Source organism: Raineya orbicola (genome assembly GCF_002843425.1).
GTDB lineage: Bacteria > Bacteroidota > Bacteroidia > Cytophagales > Thermonemataceae > Raineya > Raineya orbicola.
Genome location: NZ_NKXO01000027.1, coordinates 1 through 17,818, shown reverse-complemented (window position 1 = coordinate 17,818; position 17,818 = coordinate 1). Strand labels below are relative to the sequence as shown.

Below are 17,818 nucleotides of genomic sequence, written 5' to 3'. Positions count from 1 at the left end.
AAACCCAACAAAACTGCCACGAATGCACGAATGTTTTTTCTGTATTCTTGTATAATTCGTGTTATTCGTGGCTGAAAGTTAGTGATTACGCTCAATAGTAAATTGTAAAAGTTTTTGCAGGGATATGCTGTACTCATTTTGGGGCAAAAAACTATTCAGCAGTGTAATAGCTTCCTGATAGTATTTTTGCATTTTTTCTTGGGCATATTCAATGCCTCCTTTGTTTTTCACAAATTCCACAACTCTTTTCACCGTGCTATTCTTATGACTTTGGTTTTTGATGAGAAAAATAATTTCTCGCTTTTCAAGCCAAGAAGCTTTTGAAAGAGCATAAATGAGCGGTAAAGTCATTTTCTTTTCTTTAATATCAATCCCTACGGGCTTTCCGATTTCGGCATCGCCATAATCAAATAAATCATCTTTGATTTGAAAAGCAATGCCAACTTTTTCACCAAAAAGTTTAGCTTTTTCTTGAATTTCAGGGCTTACCCCCGCCGAACAAGCTCCCACAGCACAACAAGAAGCTATCAATGAAGCCGTTTTCTGCCGTATAACCTCAAAATATACCTCTTCGGTAATATCCAACTTGCGGGCTTTGGCAATTTGCAGAAGTTCCCCTTCGCTCATTTCGCGTACTGCGGTAGAAACAATTTGCAGTAAGTCAAAATCTTGATTATCTACTGAAAGCAACAAACCCCTTGAAAGCAAATAATCTCCTACCAGTACAGCAATTTTATTTTTCCAAAGAGCATTGATAGAAAAAAAACCTCTTCGGTACATAGAGTCATCTACTACGTCATCGTGTACCAAAGTAGCCGTGTGAAGCAGTTCTATCAGTGAAGCCCCACGATAAGTTTTTTCAGTAATGCCCCCACAAGCTCCCGCAATTAGAAACACAAACATCGGGCGAATTTGCTTGCCTTTCCGCTTAACAATGTAGTGTGTAATAGTATCTAATAGAAAAACTTTGCTTTGCATAAATGAACGAAATTTCTGCTCAAAAAGCATCATTTCGTTCTGAATAGGAGCTTGTATCTCTTCTATACGAATAGGCATTGAAAAGTTTGATAAATACTAAAAATATAAAACGAAAAAAAATTATAGTTGTTTCAATCTTTCAATTTCTGCTCTGATTTCCTCAATTACTTCCTTATTTTGAATTTCTTTTTTACCTTCAACACTTGTTGAAAACAAATAAAAAACTTTCCCTCCAAATTTTTTTGTAAATTCTTGGTGTGATTTTTCTTGTAAAGCGTATTCTTTGAACATTTCAGGCAATTGTATCCCTTTGTTAATAGGCTTTATTTGCAAACCAATATATTTTTCAGCAATTTTTATGTAAAAATCTACATTAAATAACCTATCCCACTCATCGGGGGCAGGTTCTATTTTTATTCCCAACTCTGCTTGTAATTGACCATAAATAGTCTGAATTTCAGTTACATATCCATCATAAGTTCTATCTATCACTAGTTGCAGCATATAATTTATGCAGTCTTCCAACGTAATTTCACTCACTTCTGCTTGAATCACCTCCGTAACTTTTACATATAACCTTTTACCCAATTCTTCAATATGTTCTTTTGACCTAACATTTTGAAAATAATAATTACGCCACTCTTCTATGTTTTTAGGAGAACATTTTCGTATAGCTTCAGAAACCGCTCCAACATTTTTCTTGAAATTAAGTTGAAAACGATTAACAGCTGAATTTAAAATCCACTCTTTAGGCATTTTCTTGATTAAAAAGCTTTATAAATTTTTCCTTATACCGATATTCCCGACTTGTATCTACACTGACTAGTTTATTTTTTATCAAATGAGCGTTGATAAAAGTTTTGTTTTCAAGATAAAGGTAAACCAACAAGTTATTTTCCTCATCAAATTTAGGTTCGTCGTATCTGCAAAAAACTTTTTTACCTTTTACTTTATCTATCAAAAATTTGACGGCTTTTCCATTCAAGTTCTCATCTTGTTTTACTCCTAAAAGTCTAATTTTCAATTTGTTACTTAAAATCATTTTTTCAGGACTGATGATTTCCTTAACAGAAAACAGCTCTTGTCTTGCGGAGAAAGAGTGTTTATCAATTTTTGACCCGAATAGTAATTGTTTAACATCTACTTTCTTATCAAACAAATGGGGATCTTTGAAAATATAAGGCAAATTTTGAATTTCTTGCTCAAAATCAATTTTCAAAGGCTCTTGAATTACAAATTCATAAGAAGTTTCATCAATATCTTTCTGATAAACCCGCAGTCTTTCTTTGATAATGGAAATAAAATCGGGATTTATCTCATAAGAAACTGAGTTTCTGTTTAGCTTTTTGGCTACTAATGCAGTGGTACCACTGCCTGCAAAAGGGTCTAAAATTGTTTCCCCTACAAAAGAAAACATTTTTATCAGTCTGTATGGTAACTCTTCGGGAAACATAGCAATATGCCCTTTTTGCTTTACCCCTTGAAAACACCAATGCCCTGCGAAAAAGGTGTTCCATTCATCAGCTGTCATTTTAGAAAATTCTTTTTGCTCTTTACTGGGTTTTGGGGCTTCACCTAACTTTTTGAAAATGAGTATGAACTCATAATCTAACTTTAAGATACCATTTCTTGGATAAGGATAAGACCCCATCTGCACTCCCCCGCCTGTGGTATGAGAGGTAGTTACTTTTTGCCATATAACAGCTCCCATATAGTCAAACCCAATAGTTTCACAGAACTTAATAATCTCTTCACGAATAGGAATGACCTTGTAACGCCCATAATACACCGACCTTGCGAATTGATCTCCTATATTGATACATAAACGGCAACCCTTATGTAGTACCCTATAGCACTCTTTCCATACCAAATTCAAATGATTGATGTATTTTTCGTAGCTATCGTGAAAACCAATTTGATTTTCTACTCCATAGTCTTTGAGTTGCCAATAGGGCGGCGAAGTAATAATCAAATGTACCGAATTATCTGCCAATTCAGTCATTTTTCTACTATCGCCATTAACTATGAGATGTTGTGTTTTCAAGGTAGCTAGCGGTTTTTTTCCAAAAATTTAGCATTAGCTAAAATACCTAAAATCGTGTTTGTTGGGCAGTTGCAAAAGAAACTCATACATAAGTTTGATGATATTTTCTACATCATCTTTATGCACGGTTTCTACGGTGGTATGCATATATTTGAGTGGCAATGAAATCAGAGCCGAAGGCACACCACTATTAGAATAAGCAAAAGAATCGGTATCCGTACCCGTAGAACGTGAAACCGCCGCTCTCTGATAAGGAATGTTATTTTTTTGAGCCACTTCAAAAAGCATTTTTAGTACATTGACCTGCACCGCAGGACCAAACGTCAGTACAGGTCCTTTCCCTGCTGTGAAATCGCCGTCAATAATTTTATTGTAAAGCGGAGCTTGTGTATCGTGGCAAACATCTGTAATAATTGCTACATCAGGCTTGATAGCGTGAGCAACCATTTCAGCACCACGCAAACCAATCTCTTCCTGCACACAATTCGCAATGTACAATCCAAAAGGCAACTTCTTTTTATTTTCAGAAAGCAGGCGAGCCACTTGGGCAATCATATAACCTCCTATGCGGTTATCTATGCCCCTGCCTACATAATAACGGTCGTTGAGTTCAAACATTTCATCAGCAAAAGTAATTACTGAACCCACATTTACACCTTTATCCAAAACTTCTTGTTTGGTAGAACAACCAATGTCAATGTAAATATTTTTCATATCAGGCATAGGGTCGCGGTCTTTCTCGTGGCGAACGTGAATAGCGGGCCAGCCAAAAATACCTTTCACGATGCCTTTATCGCCGTGAATATTCACACGCATAGAAGGAGCTATCACAGGGTCTGAACCGCCGTTGCGTCTTACGTAAATATAACCGCTATCCGTGATGTAATTTACAAACCAAGAAATTTCATCAGAATGAGCTTCTATCACAACTTTGTATTCTGCTTTGGGGTTGATGATACCTACTACACTGCCATAAGCATCTATGTAATAGTCATCAATAAAAGGCTTGATGTATTCCAGCCAAATCTGCTGACCGCTTACTTCAAAACCTGTGGGCGAAGCATTATTCAAGTATTTGTATAAAAATTCTTTGGGTGATAGTTGCGATGAATTTGTCTTTTTCTTTGCCATAATTCAAATGATTTTATATTCTAATTTTTCAAAATTTCTACCTTCAAATTACTTTTTTCTCCTGTCGTTCCTTTTCTGCTCAATACTTTTCTTTTTAGCTTCCATACGCTCTTGCTGAACTTTAAGGGCGTTTTCTAATGCTTGTTGGAAACCGCTTTTTCTTTTGTCTTTATTTTTAAGTCTATTTGCTTCTAAAATAGCCTTGATTTTATCTTCATTTACCAACTTTTTGATACCGATTTGTTGCAAAACAGAAAGCAGGTTCGTTACCAAATAGTAATAGCTCAAACCCGCAGGGTAAGAATTAAGCATAAACATAAACACCAGTGGCATTATGTAGCCCGCTATTTTCATTGGTCCTTCTACCGACGAGGTTTGGTTGGCGTAATAAGTATAAAGAATGGTGGAAGCCGTCATCAGAATAGTAAAAAGACTTACGTGATTTCCATAAAAAGGAATATGAAAAGGCAAAGTAAGAATAGAATCATAAGTGGAAAGGTCTTCTGCCCACAGGAAAGCCTCCTGACGGAGTTCAATGGCATTTGGGAAGTAAGTAAATACCGCTATTACAATGGGCATTTGCAAAAGCATAGGGATACAACCTGCCAACGGATTGATACCCACTTGCTTGTAGAGTTCCATTTGTTCCACCTGAATTTTCTGCATATCCCCTTCATTGCGAGCCTTGATTTCGTCTAATTCAGGTTTGAGAACTCTCATTTTCGCCATTCCAATATAAGACTTGTAGTTAAGTGGAAAGAGAATAAGACGAACAATAATGCCCAACACTATTATCAGCAAGCCATAGCTACCGATAAAACTTTCTAAAAAGTTGATAATAGGAATGATAAGAAATTTATTCACCCAACCAAAAATACCCCAACCCAAACCCACATTCCGACTGAAGTCATAATCTAAATTTTTCAGAATGCTATACTGATTAGGACCCAAATAAAATTGAAAAGTGGCTTTACCATTTTGCAATTTTTCAGTAGGAATATCCAAAACAGCTTTATAGCTTTTTACAATTTTTGGATTATTTTCATCTGCATAGCTCACCAAGCGGGCTTTGCCAAACTGATTTTCCTGCGTTGCCCAAAGCGAAGCAATAAAGAATTGTTGCTTGAAAGCTACCCAACGCAAAGGTTCATCTATATTCTTGTCTTGCAGATTGTTACTTTCAGAAAGATAATCGTAACCATCATTTAAGCCGTAGTAACTGATAGTAGATTTAATACGACTTGGCGTAGCATCTTTTTCAGTAAGGGGCATATTTGCCGACCATTCTATTTGAGCGTTTTCTTTACCCAAAGCCACTCCATTGATTTTTACGCTGTAATCTACCTGATAGCTTTCCTCTCCTGTTAGCTTATAGGTTTGTTCAATTGTTTTTTCACCTGCTTTTGCTCTAAAAATAATGGATTTTTCTTTCTGTTCTACTTCGTAAAAAATTCGGTACAAATCTACTTTACCTGCTTGCGTAGGTACAAGATAACTCATTTGCGAAAAAGTTTCATCAAGCAGATAGAGAGGTTTTTGGTCGTAGGTTTTGAAATTTTTGAGCAAAACCTGCTGAATTTTGCCCCCTTGTGAGCTAAAAGTAATTTTCAGTACTTTATTTTCTAAAATTACATTTTCAGCTTTACCCCGCAAAAAAGTGCTATCCAAAATAACAGAATTTTGAGATGTTTTCTGAAAAAATCTACTCTGCAAAGTATCCTTTTTAGTTTCTTGTTGGTTTTTTCTGGGATTTTCAGTGGGCGGCGAGGCAATAAAGAAAAAATACACAAATACCATCACCGAAATTAGTATCATTCCAATAGCTTGGTTTCTATCCATAACAATTTTTTTTGATAAACTTAAAATTGGCTCGCAAAGTTACGAGAAAAATGCGTTTTTCTAAAAATCTTTGAGCAAATCTTTCCGAAAAAGTTTTTTGAAAAAAAAATTGCAATTTTGTTTGGAATTTAATCTTTTTGCTATATTTGAGCAGAAAAACTAATACGTTATGTTACTACCACAACAAACTCCGTTTGAATTATTATTCGGTTTATATCCTCAATACACTGCTTCTAAATTTGTTTTGAGCAATGAAGACGATTTTGAGGACGACTACGATGATGATTACGATGACGAAGACTTTGAAGATGATTACGAAGATGACTACGAGGACGATTACGAAGATGATTATGATGATGAAGACTTAGAGGATTTGCACGACGAAGACTACGATAATTTTGATGATGACTACGACGACGATGCTTATGATGAAGAAGAGTGGGACGATGAAGAAGATTTTGATGAAGACTTTGATGAAGAGGAAGAAGACGAATTCTAACATTCATAAATAAGGCAAAGCCATCATTTTCAATGATGGCTTTTTTAGTTTATAGTAGGTTCAGCTTCATTGATTTTGGGTTTATCCTCTACCTGCCTTTTGCCAATTGTTCTTTTCAAAGATAAAATAAACTCACGACTATTCCCGTAGCTTAAAAAGTGTTCTTTTTTAGAAAAACCCAAAGATAGCCCCATAGTAATGGCGGGTGTGTCAATATCTATGGCACCTACAAAACCCTGCTGTGGAGCATACCACCCCGAAATACCCCAAGAACCATATCGAAACCAAGCCCCTGAATTTTCAGAAAAAGTCTTTCGCAAACTTACACCCCAATTCGTGAAATTTACATTTCTCTGCAAAATGCTTCTCACATTTGGAATAATTGCCAAACTTCCAATTTGGGCTACTTCAAAACCTGCCACTACAATTGTACGCAAACTGCCAAAAAACTGATAATTTTCTAAATATCGTTCATTGCCGAGCCAATTAGATTGTGAAAAGCCTGCAAACCAACGATTTTGATAGGAATTTTTACGCTGATAAAATATCAGTCCTCCCGACCAAGCAGGAAAGTAGTCTGTTCCTTTCAGTTCATCATAAATTTGCCTTGAACCTCCCTGCAAACCAAATGCTACTGAAATTTTTTGTGCTTTATGCAAAGAAATATTACAAGCGGCAAGTAGCTCAAAAGCATTTACTTCCCCTAAAAAACCTTGTTTATCTTGAAAAAGACTTAATCCTAATGTTCCAAAATGCCTTTCCCCTTGCACCACAGGGTACATTGCTGAAAGCATCAAAGTTCTATGATATCCCACAGCCAAATTCTGCCTTCGGCTATGATACGAAAGGCTTGCCTGTTCTTGCATACCCGCCCACGCAGGATTCACCCCAACAGCATTGTACTGATAAAAATTGTAGCGAAAATCTTGCGAGTTACCTTTTTCTAAACAGGCAACTATCAAGAAAAAAATGATAACACTACAAATGTATTTCCCAAACATTTTTCACACTATTTTTTATTCAAAGCAGGAATAATAATTTGCGTACCCTTTGGCAAAAGCCCTTTGAGTTCTTTGGGTTTGTTTGCCTTCTGAATAGCTTCTATGGTTACCCCCATTTTTTCCCAACGCTTAAACCGCTCATTATACAAACTTTCCAACGTTTGAGCCTTTGGAAGTGTGTAAATCATTTTTACATTTACTTTTACTTCTTGCCCTACGGCTACATTTGCTTTATCGTCTAACATATTCAGAGAAATCAGAGCTTCTACGGTAGAGTTATATTTACGAGCAATTGTACCAATGGTTTCGCCTTTTTGTACTTTATGCTTGATAATTACATCTTTGGCTTTATCTACTTGGGCAAGACTATCTTCCAAACGTCGTTTCTTTTCCCTCGCCTTTTGGAACTGAATTTGGTCATTTTCTACTTGCTCTACTTCTTGCCTGTGGCTTTTTTGGGTTACAATCACAAAAGTGGCAATAGTCGCTAAAAACAAAACAGGCACTACAAAAGGCTGAATAGGCTTCCAAATTCTTTGGAGAGCTTGTAAAAAACTTTCTTGCGGAAAGTAAATAAGAGCTATGCTACTATTTTCATTATTTTGCGACTGCAAAGAAGCCTTTATCAAACTTTCTACTTTTTCCTGAATACTTTGTTTGCTTTGTAAAGTATTTTTGATGAGGTCAAAAGATAAACCTAAAAAAGCCCCTTTACTCATCAGTAAGATTTGAGTATTTTTTTGAACTTGCAAAGCAGTGATATTAGGCTGAATAATTGCCTGTTGCCCCAAAACGGGATTAGTATTCTGAATTTCTTGCAAGTTTGTTTTACTCCAAAGCAGAGCCTTATTTTTGCCAAAAGTAGCTATAAAAAACTGATTTCCCTGCTGAAAAGCCATTGCTCCTTCGGCAAAAAGCATTTTTTTTTGTAAAATTTCGTTTGCCCTGATAATTGCCTTGCGAAGCAAATCTTGCACATTGGCTATTTTATTATCTTCTATAAATGTACGAATGGTATCTGCCAAAAGACGGGCGGCTTGCACACCACGTAGATTTTCGCCTTCACCATCGGCTACGAGCCACAAATGCCCCTGCGAACACGAAAATTCTAATACATAGTCCTGATTGAGCGGTTTTTGCAAACCTTTTTCACTTTTCAAACTACTTTCACAAAGTATCATACAACAAGCAATTTACTGATGGCAAATTTGAAAAAATAAATTTTTGTGTGAAAGTTTGCGTATAAATATTTTCGTAAGTTTGCAAAATTTGTATTTAGTAAGCCATAAAATAGCGATAGTATGTCTTCTGTTTGGGTAGTTAGTATTCTTTCAGCCTATTTTCTTTCTTTACTTACAATAGCATATTTTACTTCAAAAAATGCTGAAAGTACCACTTTTTTCAATGCCAACAAACAATCGCCTTGGTATTTGGTAGCTTTCGGAATGATTGGGGCTTCGCTTTCGGGCGTTACATTTATTTCTATTCCCGGTGCAGTGCTTTCGCGTTCTTTTGGCTATTTTCAGATAGTTTTAGGTTATGTAGCAGGTTATTTGGTAATAGCCCTTGTGCTAATGCCACTCTACTACCGCCTGAACTTAATTTCTATTTACACTTACTTAGAAAGTCGTTTTGGTAAATACACGTACAAAACGGGAGCTTCATTTTTCTTACTTTCACGCACCATAGGCACTGCTTTTCGTTTATTTTTAGCTGTGGAAGCTCTACAAATTGGACTTTTCGGCAAATGGGATTTACCTTTTTGGCTTACCACAGCAATTAGTATTGCCCTGATTTGGCTTTATACGTTCCGAGGAGGCATTAAAACCATTGTTTGGACAGATACTTTTCAAACTGCTTTTCTCTTACTTGCTCTTTTTTCAGCCATTGGAGCTATCAAGCAGGATTTAGGTTGGAGTTTAGAACATTTGGCTACTGCCATAAGCGAAAGCCCTTTTTCTAAAATATTTTTTTGGGAAAACTTTGCCGAAAGCAAAAATCACTTTATCAAGCAGTTTTTGGCAGGAATGTTTATTGCTATTGCAATGACAGGACTTGACCAAGACCTTATGCAAAAAAACCTCACCTGCAAAAACCTCAAAGATGCTCAAAAAAATATGTTTTCTTTTGTGGCTATTTTAGTGGCTGTTAATTTTGTTTTCTTGGTAATGGGGGCTTTGCTTTACCTCTATGCCGAAAACAAAGGCATAGCTTTACCTTCGCAAAATGGCAAAATTATTACCGACCAAGTTTATCCTGTGTTGGCATTTGAACATTTAGGCGTTGTAGCAGGGATTGCGTTTCTGTTGGGTATTACCGCCGCAACTTATGCCAGTAGCGACTCGGCACTTGCCTCGCTTACTACTTCTTTTTGCATAGATTTTCTCGGACTTACCAAAAAAGCAATTGCAGAGCATAAAGCCCAAAAAACGGTTCGTTGGGTACATTTAGGTTTTTCGTTGCTCTTGCTTCTGATTGTAGTGCTTTTTGAAAAATTACGAAATGCATACCCACAAATGAATATCATTGGGGCATTGTTTCAGGCGGCGGGTTATACTTATGGAGCGTTACTTGGTCTTTTTGCTTTTGGCATTACTACCAAAAGAAATTTACGAGATAAACTTGTGCCTTTGGTTTGTGTGTTATGCCCCGTTGTTGCTTTTATTATTGCTCAAAACTCAAAAGAATGGTTGGGTTATGTTTTCGGAGATGAGCTTATTTTACTCAATGGTTTGCTCAACTACGCAGGTTTGTGGCTGATTAGCTTGAAGCCTCGCTATTCTGTTCAAACCAACTTGCATACATAGGGTAATTTCCTGCGATACGCTCAATTTCAGAGGCTTTTTCACCCACAGATTTTAGAAATTTAGCAGGATTACCCGCCCATATGCTATGCGGTTCTACTCGTGTGCCTGCAAGAACTACCGCTCCTGCCGCAATAATGGAGCCTGTGCCAATATAAGCATTATCCATAATAATTGCTCCCATTCCTACAAGTACGTTATCTTCAATCGTACAGCCGTGAATAATGGCATTATGAGCCACAGAAACGTTATTACCCATCACCACCTTTGATTTCTGATAAGTACAATGAATAACCGCTCCATCTTGCACATTGCAACGATTACCCATTCGGATACTATTTACATCTCCGCGTACTACCGCATTAAACCAAATAGTGCATTCTTCACCCATTTCTACATCTCCAATGATAGTAGCGTTCGGAGCAAGAAAGCAGTTCTTGCCAATTTTAGGAGTAAAACCACGCACAGGTACGATAAGAGCCATATCAAAACTTGTATTTAAGTTCTAAAAACCACTGCCTATCTTGCAATGGAAAAGGAGCGTGTCCGCCATAGTAAGGTTGTAAAAGCACATAATTGGCATTCCAAATGTTATGTATTTGAAGCCCTATTTGCAAATTGTTAGTGAAAATATTTTTCCCTTTAATTTGAACATTTTGCAAAAGCACCGAAGGATAGGCTTCTGTTTCCAAAAAAGGATTATTTTCATCGTTATTAAGTACAAAGTTTTGGGTTTGAGCATAGCGTTCTCCAATAAAAGTAGCATAAGTAGAAATAGTAAAACGAGGTAAATCAAGATAAGCTCCTCCATTGATTTTAAGAGCAGGCAAAGCTAAAAAATGACTACGGTCGCTTGCCAAAAAATCCGTAGTAGTATATTCAGAAAGCGGCTGAGTATAGGAAATATTACCAAATACCCCCCATTTTTCTACTTTATATTCTGTATTTAGTTCTGCCCCCAAAGAGCGAATATTACCAAAATTTACATAAGTATCTACTGTCCCTAAATAGACAATAGGCGTATTGATGTTGATGAGAAAAAAGTTGGTTGAAATACGAAAGTTTCCTTTTTGTTTGTAGCCAATTTCAAACTCAAAAGTACGACTTAATTCAGGTGTAAGATTAGCATTAGTAGTAAAATATTGAGCAGAATAGACTTGCCAAATCAAAGGCACGCGGAAAGCCTCTCCATATAAGAGCTTTGCATAAAACTTCTGATTAGGAGCAACATAGTTGAGAGCGGCACGTGGGGCAAAAGCATTCCCCCAAAAAGTATTCTCGTATCTCCCCCCCACACTCAATACAAAAGGGGCAAACTTGCGAATGTACTGCCCGAAAACATAGTAAGCATCACGACGCACAAAACTCGTACTATCACCTGCGGCTACTATCATTGCAGGAGAAGCATTACGGGCAAAACTTGTTACGGTATTCGCGATAAAACCAGCCCCAAAATCCAGTTGGTTTTTCGTGCCAGCATATTGCAAACTCACTTCGGGAGTAAATCTCTGGCAAATAGTGCTATAATTTTCATCTAAATTGGAAGCAGGAATTTCTTTGGAAGTAACAGGATTGCCCCGAGCATACTCAAAGCGTGGAATAAAATAAAAATTATCCGATAGTTTAAATCTATTACCCACCTGATAACCCTCCATAAAATGATTAAGTTTATTCACAATCATTCCTTGGTTATTAGCAGGGAAAATAGTTGTAAAATCATCGGGGCTAATCCATCTTTGGTTCATACGATTGAAGCCAAAGTAAAAGTTTTTGTAGGAAATTTTCCCTGAAATATTTTGAAAATGCCTCCAAGAATTCTGACTACCAAGCTGTATGGTATTACCCCAAAAATCTTCATAAATCCGATTAGAAATAGGGTGATACGCAAAGGCAATATTTGCTGATATATCCAACTCACGAGAAAGGTCGTTATAGCCTACACTAGCCCGAGAGCCAAAAATAGCATTATTCCCTACTGCCCCGCCTTGCGAGGAGATTTCTACTCCCTGCAAGCCTTTTCCTGTTTTGGTAATAATATTGATTACCGCTACTTCGGCAAATGTACCATACAAAGCACTACCCGGACCACGGATAATCTCAATACGCTCTATCACAGAAGCAGGCAAGATGCCCAAAGAAATTCGTGTTACCATAGCCAAAACAATTGATAGGGTGGTTATCTATCATAACCAGTACCTTTCCTTCGTGTCCCCACATTCCTCTAAAACCTATGCCAAAAAGGCTTTGCACATCAATAGCATATTCAAAACCGGGTACTAAACGCAAAATATCTGTAATATCACGAAATCCATAATTTTCTATATCCTCGCGAGTAACTACCGAAATAATTGAAGGAGCTTCCTCAATAGCTTGCTTTTGCTTACTTGCAATTTCTACCTCTAATTCCACGGTAGGTTCTGCTTTTTTTAGAAGTTGCTCAATATCCTCTTTAGAGCTTCTAAAAAGTTTGATACGAGAGCTATCAGTATCTTGAGCTTTGAGCAAAAAATTACAATAAAAACATAGTGCTACAAACAAGAAAGACTTACTTCTATTCATCATAATAAATTGTATGGTTTTGGTGCTTTTGTATAAATTTAGGCAAAAATAAAAAACTTTCCGAAAGAGGTCAATTTCTTTCAAAAAGTTTTAGAGCAAGGCGTAAAGCAGAATTTTAAGCGACTTTTTCCTCCTCGTTTTGTGCAGAGGCTAAACGCTCTTCGATGTAGTCAATGGCGGCTCCTACGGTACGCATTCTCTCGGTATCAGTGTCAGGAATATTGATACCAAAAGCCTGCTCAAATGCCATTACTACTTCAATGTAATCCAGAGAATCTACTCCCAAATCTTTGATAAAATTAGCCTCCATCGTTAGTACCGATTCGGGTAATTCTAATTTTTCTTTGAGAATATCAAGTACAGTTTGTTTAACATTTTTCATAGGCAGAACGGGGTTAAATTAGTATGAATACCGAACAAAAGTAAGGAAACTTTTTAGCTTTACAAAGTTTCTTGCAAAATATTTATTCTTGCTTTCTTGCAAATACTACAATTATCGTTCCTAAACGCTTTTTTTTGAATAAAAAAATAAAAAAAACTAAAAATATTCAATGAAATCTTTCTAAATTTGATAAAAAAACGCGATGAACTTTAAGATTACAACCACGGTTAGCACACCTTTCAGGCAAGTATTTAGACTTTTTACCAAAGAACTATTCATCAAACTTTCGCCTCCTTTTCCGCGTCTAAAGCTCTTGCGTTTCGATGGCTCTAATACCCAAGACCACGTAGCGGTAGAACTAGATTTTTTGCTATTCAAACAAGAATGGGAGAGCGTGATAGTAGAAAAAAAAGAAAGCAAAGAAGAAATTTATTTCATTGATGAGGGCATCAAGCTACCTTTTTTTCTAAAAAAATGGAAACACAAGCATCGCATTATCCAGAAAGATAGCAAGCAAGCAGAAATTATTGATGAAATTGAATTTGAAACACCTTTCAAGCCCTTAGATATTCTGCTCTATCCTATTTTGTATTTTCAATTTGCCTATCGTAAGCCAATCTATCAAAAAGTATTTGGCAAAGAAAAAACGAATTAAACTTCCCGATTGGCGGCAAGATTTCGGGCGAGGCTTTGCTCTAATAGTTGGAAAAAAGTCTCAAAAAGGCTTATTTTTTCAATATTTAGGTGTTTTTCCATCATATCACCTTTCTGGAAAATCATATCCAAAATACCTGTTCCCATAGCCCACAAACACTTGGAAACCAGTTGAGGATTTACTTCTCTGATACTACCATCTTCAATGCCTTTTTGAATAGCATCTACCAAAACCTTATCCAGATGCAACATTTTTACTTCCAAAGCCTCGTCTATTGCAAAATCACTTCCCGAAACAAAATAAGAGATAAATTTGTAGTATTGCGGGTAATTGAGAGCAAACTGAAAAAAACTTCTACCAATAGCTCTCACCTTATCTACACCAAGGGGGTGCTGGGCTACAGCCTCTTGAAGTTGTCTCTGTAAAATAGTATTTCCTCGCTGGCAAATCTCAAAAAATAGTTCGTCTTTGCTCGAAAAGTAGCTATACACCGTAGCTTTACTATAACGCAAACGCCCTGCTATTTCGTCCATTGTTACGTTTCTTAACCCTTTTTCAAAAAAGAGTTTTTCTGCTACATCAATAATTCGGGCTTTCCGAGCCAGTTTGTTTTGTTCTCTTTTTTTCATAAGTCAAAACATAAGCATATTTTCAAAAACGTGCAAATTTAATTTTTATGACATTTTTGCTCAAAAATTTTTAGCAAAAAAAATGCCACCTTTTTTTAGGTAGCATTCATCAAATAAAAACACCAACCATTTTCAAGGTTGGTGCTGTTTTGTTTTAAGCCTTCACAGTTTTCTTAGTGGTTTTTTCGGCAGGTTCTTTGCCTTCTAAAACTTCTATTCTTTTTATCACCTCTTGTAAATCGCTTTCAGTTACAAATTTGAAACGAGCTGTTACTTTTTCAACAATTTTAGAGAGTTGCTCTTCAAACTCCTTCTTTTTTGCTTCGGTGTTTTTGGTAAATTCATCAAGAATTTTTTTACCTTCGTCACTAGAGAGTTTGCTTTCTTCTACTAGTTTTTCAACGGTGTTTTTCAAGGTCTCGGCAGTGATAGAAATGAAACCAATGCCTGTGTAGATGAATTTTTTAAATAAATCTTGCATAATTGTGTATGGTTTTGGGGTGAAACTTTCATTTTCTTGTTGCAAAGTTAATAGGCTGATAGCATACTATTGGTAAAAAAGATAAAAAAAATTTACATTTTTTCGTGAAAATTTATTTTTTTTGCATTTATCAAGTTATTTTTTTGTACTTTTCAAAGTTTTATGCTAAAAATAATTTTGGTTGCCAATACTTCTTGGAATATCTACAATTTTCGGGCGGGTTTAGTGAATTTTTTGCTATCACAAGGCTATAAAATCTACATTTTAGCCCCCAAAGACGCTTATACTGAAAAAATACAGGCTTGGAATGTTGAATACAGAGAAATTATTTTAGAAAATAAAGGTACTAATCCTCTGAAAGATTTGGCATTTCACAGACAACTGCTCCGAATTTATCGCCAAATTCAACCTGATGTAGTTTTACATTTTACGATAAAACCCAATATCTACGGCACGCTTGCTTGCTATAGACTGAAAATTCCTTGCATCAACAATGTTTCAGGTCTTGGTACTACTTTTTTGCATAAAAATTTTGCTTCTCGGATAGCTCATTTCTTGTATAGACTTGCTTTTCGTTTTGCAAGTAAAGTTTTTTTTCAAAATGCAGAAGATAGAACGCTTTTTATTCAGAAAAAACTCGTCAAACCTGAAATTTCAGACCTTCTACCCGGCTCGGGGGTAAATTTGGAAAAATTTGCTCCTATGCCAAGTACTGCAAAAGAAAATTTCGTATTTTTGATGATAGCCCGCCTCATTTACGACAAAGGCGTAAGAGAGTTTGTAGAGGCTTGTAAAATTGTGAAAAAACAATACCCCAAAGCCATTTTCCGCTTGTTAGGCGATTTTGAAGATAATCCTGAAAATCCTTTGAACATCACTCCCCAAGAAGTTGAAATATGGCAAAACGAAGTAGAATATTTAGGGAAAAAGGCAGATGTTCGCCCTTACATAGCAGAGGCAGATGTAGTAGTACTACCTTCGTATCGGGAAGGCACACCTCGTTCGCTTCTGGAAGCCGCCGCAATGGCAAAGCCACTCATCGCTACGAATGTGGCGGGGTGCAAAGAAGTGGTGAAAAACAATGAAAATGGATTTTTGTGTAAAGTTCGCAGTGCAGAAAGTTTGGCACAAGCAATGATACGAATGCTTCTGCTTTCCGAAAAAGAACGCCAAGAAATGGGAGCAAACAGCAGAAAACTCGTTGAAACTCATTTTGACGAAAAAATCGTTTTTGAAAAATATATCTTAGCCATTCAAGAAATTTTGAAAGCTAAAAATTAGTTTTTTGTCATTCCAAAATATTTTTACGCAAAATGCCCAACAAACAGTGCCCCCGCTGCAATTCGCTCAATGTGATAAAAAGTGGTATCGTTGCCCGAAGACAACGATTTCATTGTAAGAACTGCAACTATTTCTTTACGGTTCAAAAGCAAGGCAAGCAAATTGATAACTACTATGTAGTAAAAGCTTTGCAATTACATTTAGAAGGCATAAGCTATCGTGAAATAGAGCGAATTTTAGGCATAAGCCACGTTTCAGTGATGAATTGGGTTCGTAAGTATAAAATTAAAGTCCCAGAAAATTACGAATATCACCCCACTTATCGGATTTTTAATCATCAGGAACTAACAGAATTTATGCAAAATCCCACGAATTTGAAAGGGGCAGGAATGATAATTACGGAAATTGGTGATAAATTTATGCTTATCAAGTGGGAGCGTTTTAGAAAAGAAAAGTAAAATTTGTTGGCAAGTAAAGTATTTTTATCTATTTTTGCTGTCCAAAAATTTCATCTCCTTCTCAGGAGAGGTGCCCGAGTGGTTGAAGGGGCACGCCTGGAAAGCGTGTATGCGGGAAACCGTATCGGGGGTTCGAATCCCCTCCTCTCCTCAAAAATTGTTTTGGCTCTAAAACTTGCGGGTTTTAGAGTTTTTTTTTGGCTTTTCTACTCAAAAAACCCGTCCCACTTTCTCAAAATTCGCTTGCAATTCGCTTGCAAATTTTCTTACACTTGGGTTTAGTAACCTAAACCCTTAAAATCTATGCTAAAAAAATGATATCTTGTTTTGGGTTCGTAAGAACTACATTACCCGTAAAGGCACAGCACAAATTATTTGCACTATTTCCATTGAAGGAAAAAAAATTGACATCGGAACGCCTTTGGCTATTGAGCCCAAAAACTAGAAACAATTATTGGAAACACACAGGGGTGGTAGCATATTACAAGGCGGGGGCGGGGATTAAGTTTATTCAAACGCAGTGCAGGCACAGCAGTTTAGACGAAACCAACCGCTATTTGAAAGATTTAGGTCTTTTTGAAAATGAAGAAATCATCAAAAACGCCCCTGAAATATAAGTAAAAAGCCCTTTTTAAGGGCTTTTACTTGTCGTGCTTTATTCCTTTTTATTTTTCCTTGTCCTTTTCTTTTCTTCCTTTTCTGCTTGTTGTTGCTTCATTTTTTCATTTCTTAGTTGTAATATCTCTTTCAAAGATGTTCTTTTTTTGGTATTAAGTGCCTTTTTTAGCAATTCCGTTAAAGAGGGTCTATTTTCGTTGTTATCCATTGCAGTAAAAAATTTTAAATAGTTCTTCCAGAGGAGTTTCTAAATCAAAAACTACAAATTTATTTTTTTCATTTACATATAAACCAAAACCTATTGCTTGCATTCTTTTACAAAAACCTAAAACTACGTGAGTTAAGCGGCAATATCTTGAAAAAGTTCAAAATTTGTAAGTAGATTTTTTTCTTGAAAATCTCTAATAGTGGGCTTTTTATCTAGGAATTTGTAGGCAATAATTCCAGACCACAAATTGA

At 36.3% G+C, this 17,818-nt stretch carries 20 protein-coding genes and 1 tRNA gene; 7 read left to right on the top strand and 14 right to left on the bottom strand.

Annotated features, from left to right (window positions below; translation table 11 throughout):
* Positions 1-78: 78 nt before the first annotated feature.
* Genes Rain11_RS09145 through yidC form a run of 5 tightly spaced genes read right to left on the bottom strand, consistent with a single transcriptional unit; the run spans position 79 to position 5,992 of the window.
* A complete protein-coding gene (locus Rain11_RS09145; protein ID WP_101359058.1) occupies positions 79-1,056 on the bottom strand; it encodes a polyprenyl synthetase family protein in 978 nt (325 codons plus the stop codon).
* Positions 1,057-1,098: 42 nt separating this feature from the next.
* Positions 1,099-1,734 (bottom strand): MjaI family restriction endonuclease, encoded by a 636-nt coding sequence (locus Rain11_RS09140; RefSeq protein WP_101359057.1) that lies wholly within the window; start codon positions 1,732-1,734, stop codon positions 1,099-1,101.
* Entirely contained in the window at positions 1,727-3,022 is a 1,296-nt protein-coding gene (locus tag Rain11_RS09135) for a DNA methyltransferase (RefSeq protein ID WP_207764443.1), read from the bottom strand. The genes Rain11_RS09140 and Rain11_RS09135 overlap by 8 nt, the downstream gene beginning before the upstream one ends.
* 33 nt (positions 3,023-3,055) lie before the next feature.
* Positions 3,056-4,153 (bottom strand): M42 family metallopeptidase, encoded by a 1,098-nt coding sequence (locus tag Rain11_RS09130; protein WP_101359055.1) that lies wholly within the window; start codon positions 4,151-4,153, stop codon positions 3,056-3,058.
* A 48-nt stretch (positions 4,154-4,201) separates the two neighbouring features.
* Positions 4,202-5,992 carry a membrane protein insertase YidC gene (yidC, locus tag Rain11_RS09125; protein ID WP_101359054.1) on the bottom strand — a complete coding sequence of 597 codons (1,791 nt, stop codon included), beginning with the start codon at positions 5,990-5,992 and terminating at the stop codon, positions 4,202-4,204.
* Between the two features lie 169 nt (positions 5,993-6,161).
* On the opposite strand from yidC, the gene Rain11_RS09120 reads away from it, so the two are divergent.
* On the top strand, positions 6,162-6,491 hold the full coding sequence (locus tag Rain11_RS09120; RefSeq protein ID WP_101359053.1) for a DNA primase: 330 nt from the start codon (positions 6,162-6,164) through the stop codon (positions 6,489-6,491).
* Positions 6,492-6,535: 44 nt separating this feature from the next.
* On the opposite strand, the gene Rain11_RS09115 is transcribed toward Rain11_RS09120, so the two are convergent.
* Both Rain11_RS09115 and Rain11_RS09110 read right to left on the bottom strand, forming a co-directional pair.
* On the bottom strand, positions 6,536-7,492 hold the full coding sequence (locus Rain11_RS09115; protein ID WP_101359052.1) for a type IX secretion system membrane protein PorP/SprF: 957 nt from the start codon (positions 7,490-7,492) through the stop codon (positions 6,536-6,538).
* Between the two features lie 8 nt (positions 7,493-7,500).
* Positions 7,501-8,673: a LysM peptidoglycan-binding domain-containing protein gene (locus Rain11_RS09110; protein ID WP_101359051.1), complete on the bottom strand. Its 1,173-nt coding sequence runs from the start codon at positions 8,671-8,673 to the stop codon at positions 7,501-7,503.
* A gap of 120 nt (positions 8,674-8,793) precedes the next feature.
* Here Rain11_RS09110 and Rain11_RS09105 point away from each other — a divergent pair, with 120 nt between their 5' ends.
* Complete coding sequence (locus Rain11_RS09105; protein WP_101359050.1) at positions 8,794-10,299, top strand: sodium:solute symporter; 1,506 nt, start codon at positions 8,794-8,796, stop codon at positions 10,297-10,299.
* On the opposite strand, the gene Rain11_RS09100 is transcribed toward Rain11_RS09105, so the two are convergent.
* The 4 genes from Rain11_RS09100 to acpP all read right to left on the bottom strand — a co-directional run bounded on the left by Rain11_RS09100 (position 10,253) and on the right by acpP (position 13,237).
* A complete protein-coding gene (locus tag Rain11_RS09100) occupies positions 10,253-10,780 on the bottom strand; it encodes a gamma carbonic anhydrase family protein (RefSeq protein ID WP_101359049.1) in 528 nt (175 codons plus the stop codon). The genes Rain11_RS09105 and Rain11_RS09100 overlap by 47 nt on opposite strands.
* A gap of 1 nt (position 10,781) precedes the next feature.
* On the bottom strand, positions 10,782-12,449 hold the full coding sequence (locus Rain11_RS09095) for a TonB-dependent receptor plug domain-containing protein (RefSeq protein ID WP_101359048.1): 1,668 nt from the start codon (positions 12,447-12,449) through the stop codon (positions 10,782-10,784).
* Positions 12,394-12,858, bottom strand: coding sequence for a TonB-dependent receptor plug domain-containing protein (locus tag Rain11_RS09090; protein ID WP_101359047.1), 465 nt, complete (start codon positions 12,856-12,858; stop codon positions 12,394-12,396). The genes Rain11_RS09095 and Rain11_RS09090 overlap by 56 nt, the downstream gene beginning before the upstream one ends.
* 112 nt (positions 12,859-12,970) lie before the next feature.
* A complete protein-coding gene (gene acpP / locus Rain11_RS09085; RefSeq protein WP_101359046.1) occupies positions 12,971-13,237 on the bottom strand; it encodes an acyl carrier protein in 267 nt (88 codons plus the stop codon).
* Between the two features lie 202 nt (positions 13,238-13,439).
* Between acpP and Rain11_RS09080 the strand changes: the two genes are divergently transcribed.
* The gene (locus Rain11_RS09080) at positions 13,440-13,892 is read left to right on the top strand and encodes an SRPBCC family protein (protein WP_101359045.1); all 453 of its coding nucleotides are present in this window, start codon (positions 13,440-13,442) and stop codon (positions 13,890-13,892) included.
* Here the strand turns inward: Rain11_RS09080 and Rain11_RS09075 are convergent.
* Positions 13,889-14,521, bottom strand: a complete 633-nt coding sequence (locus Rain11_RS09075) for a TetR/AcrR family transcriptional regulator (protein WP_101359044.1) — start codon at positions 14,519-14,521, stop codon at positions 13,889-13,891. The genes Rain11_RS09080 and Rain11_RS09075 overlap by 4 nt on opposite strands.
* 154 nt (positions 14,522-14,675) lie before the next feature.
* Complete coding sequence (locus Rain11_RS09070) at positions 14,676-15,002, bottom strand: phasin family protein (RefSeq protein WP_101359043.1); 327 nt, start codon at positions 15,000-15,002, stop codon at positions 14,676-14,678.
* Positions 15,003-15,164: 162 nt separating this feature from the next.
* On the opposite strand from Rain11_RS09070, the gene Rain11_RS09065 reads away from it, so the two are divergent.
* The 4 genes from Rain11_RS09065 (at position 15,165) to Rain11_RS13840 (ending at position 17,358) form a co-directional block, all read left to right on the top strand.
* Positions 15,165-16,283 carry a glycosyltransferase family 4 protein gene (locus Rain11_RS09065; protein WP_101359042.1) on the top strand — a complete coding sequence of 373 codons (1,119 nt, stop codon included), beginning with the start codon at positions 15,165-15,167 and terminating at the stop codon, positions 16,281-16,283.
* 32 nt (positions 16,284-16,315) lie between these two features.
* Entirely contained in the window at positions 16,316-16,741 is a 426-nt protein-coding gene (locus Rain11_RS09060) for an IS1/IS1595 family N-terminal zinc-binding domain-containing protein (protein ID WP_101359041.1), read from the top strand.
* A 64-nt stretch (positions 16,742-16,805) separates the two neighbouring features.
* Positions 16,806-16,892, top strand: a tRNA-Ser gene (locus Rain11_RS09055).
* 253 nt (positions 16,893-17,145) lie between these two features.
* A complete protein-coding gene (locus Rain11_RS13840) occupies positions 17,146-17,358 on the top strand; it encodes a hypothetical protein (protein ID WP_133121553.1) in 213 nt (70 codons plus the stop codon).
* Between the two features lie 38 nt (positions 17,359-17,396).
* Here Rain11_RS13840 and Rain11_RS13905 read toward each other — a convergent pair whose 3' ends face one another.
* Positions 17,397-17,567, bottom strand: a complete 171-nt coding sequence (locus Rain11_RS13905; RefSeq protein WP_165778106.1) for a hypothetical protein — start codon at positions 17,565-17,567, stop codon at positions 17,397-17,399.
* Positions 17,568-17,818: the final 251 nt, after the last annotated feature.

Coding starts and splice junctions, on each gene's coding strand:
- Rain11_RS09120 (WP_101359053.1), top strand. CDS start 6,162: ATGTTACTACCACAACAAACTCCGTTTGAATTATTATTCGGTTTATAT.
- Rain11_RS09100 (WP_101359049.1), bottom strand. CDS start 10,780: ATGGCTCTTATCGTACCTGTGCGTGGTTTTACTCCTAAAATTGGCAAG.
- Rain11_RS09105 (WP_101359050.1), top strand. CDS start 8,794: ATGTCTTCTGTTTGGGTAGTTAGTATTCTTTCAGCCTATTTTCTTTCT.
- Rain11_RS09140 (WP_101359057.1), bottom strand. CDS start 1,734: ATGCCTAAAGAGTGGATTTTAAATTCAGCTGTTAATCGTTTTCAACTT.
- Rain11_RS13905 (WP_165778106.1), bottom strand. CDS start 17,567: ATGGATAACAACGAAAATAGACCCTCTTTAACGGAATTGCTAAAAAAG.
- Rain11_RS09090 (WP_101359047.1), bottom strand. CDS start 12,858: ATGATGAATAGAAGTAAGTCTTTCTTGTTTGTAGCACTATGTTTTTAT.
- Rain11_RS09075 (WP_101359044.1), bottom strand. CDS start 14,521: ATGAAAAAAAGAGAACAAAACAAACTGGCTCGGAAAGCCCGAATTATT.
- Rain11_RS09080 (WP_101359045.1), top strand. CDS start 13,440: ATGAACTTTAAGATTACAACCACGGTTAGCACACCTTTCAGGCAAGTA.
- Rain11_RS09130 (WP_101359055.1), bottom strand. CDS start 4,153: ATGGCAAAGAAAAAGACAAATTCATCGCAACTATCACCCAAAGAATTT.
- Rain11_RS09115 (WP_101359052.1), bottom strand. CDS start 7,492: ATGTTTGGGAAATACATTTGTAGTGTTATCATTTTTTTCTTGATAGTT.
- Rain11_RS09070 (WP_101359043.1), bottom strand. CDS start 15,002: ATGCAAGATTTATTTAAAAAATTCATCTACACAGGCATTGGTTTCATT.
- acpP (WP_101359046.1), bottom strand. CDS start 13,237: ATGAAAAATGTTAAACAAACTGTACTTGATATTCTCAAAGAAAAATTA.
- Rain11_RS09145 (WP_101359058.1), bottom strand. CDS start 1,056: ATGCCTATTCGTATAGAAGAGATACAAGCTCCTATTCAGAACGAAATG.
- Rain11_RS09095 (WP_101359048.1), bottom strand. CDS start 12,449: ATGGTAACACGAATTTCTTTGGGCATCTTGCCTGCTTCTGTGATAGAG.
- Rain11_RS09060 (WP_101359041.1), top strand. CDS start 16,316: ATGCCCAACAAACAGTGCCCCCGCTGCAATTCGCTCAATGTGATAAAA.
- Rain11_RS09065 (WP_101359042.1), top strand. CDS start 15,165: ATGCTAAAAATAATTTTGGTTGCCAATACTTCTTGGAATATCTACAAT.
- yidC (WP_101359054.1), bottom strand. CDS start 5,992: ATGGATAGAAACCAAGCTATTGGAATGATACTAATTTCGGTGATGGTA.
- Rain11_RS09110 (WP_101359051.1), bottom strand. CDS start 8,673: ATGATACTTTGTGAAAGTAGTTTGAAAAGTGAAAAAGGTTTGCAAAAA.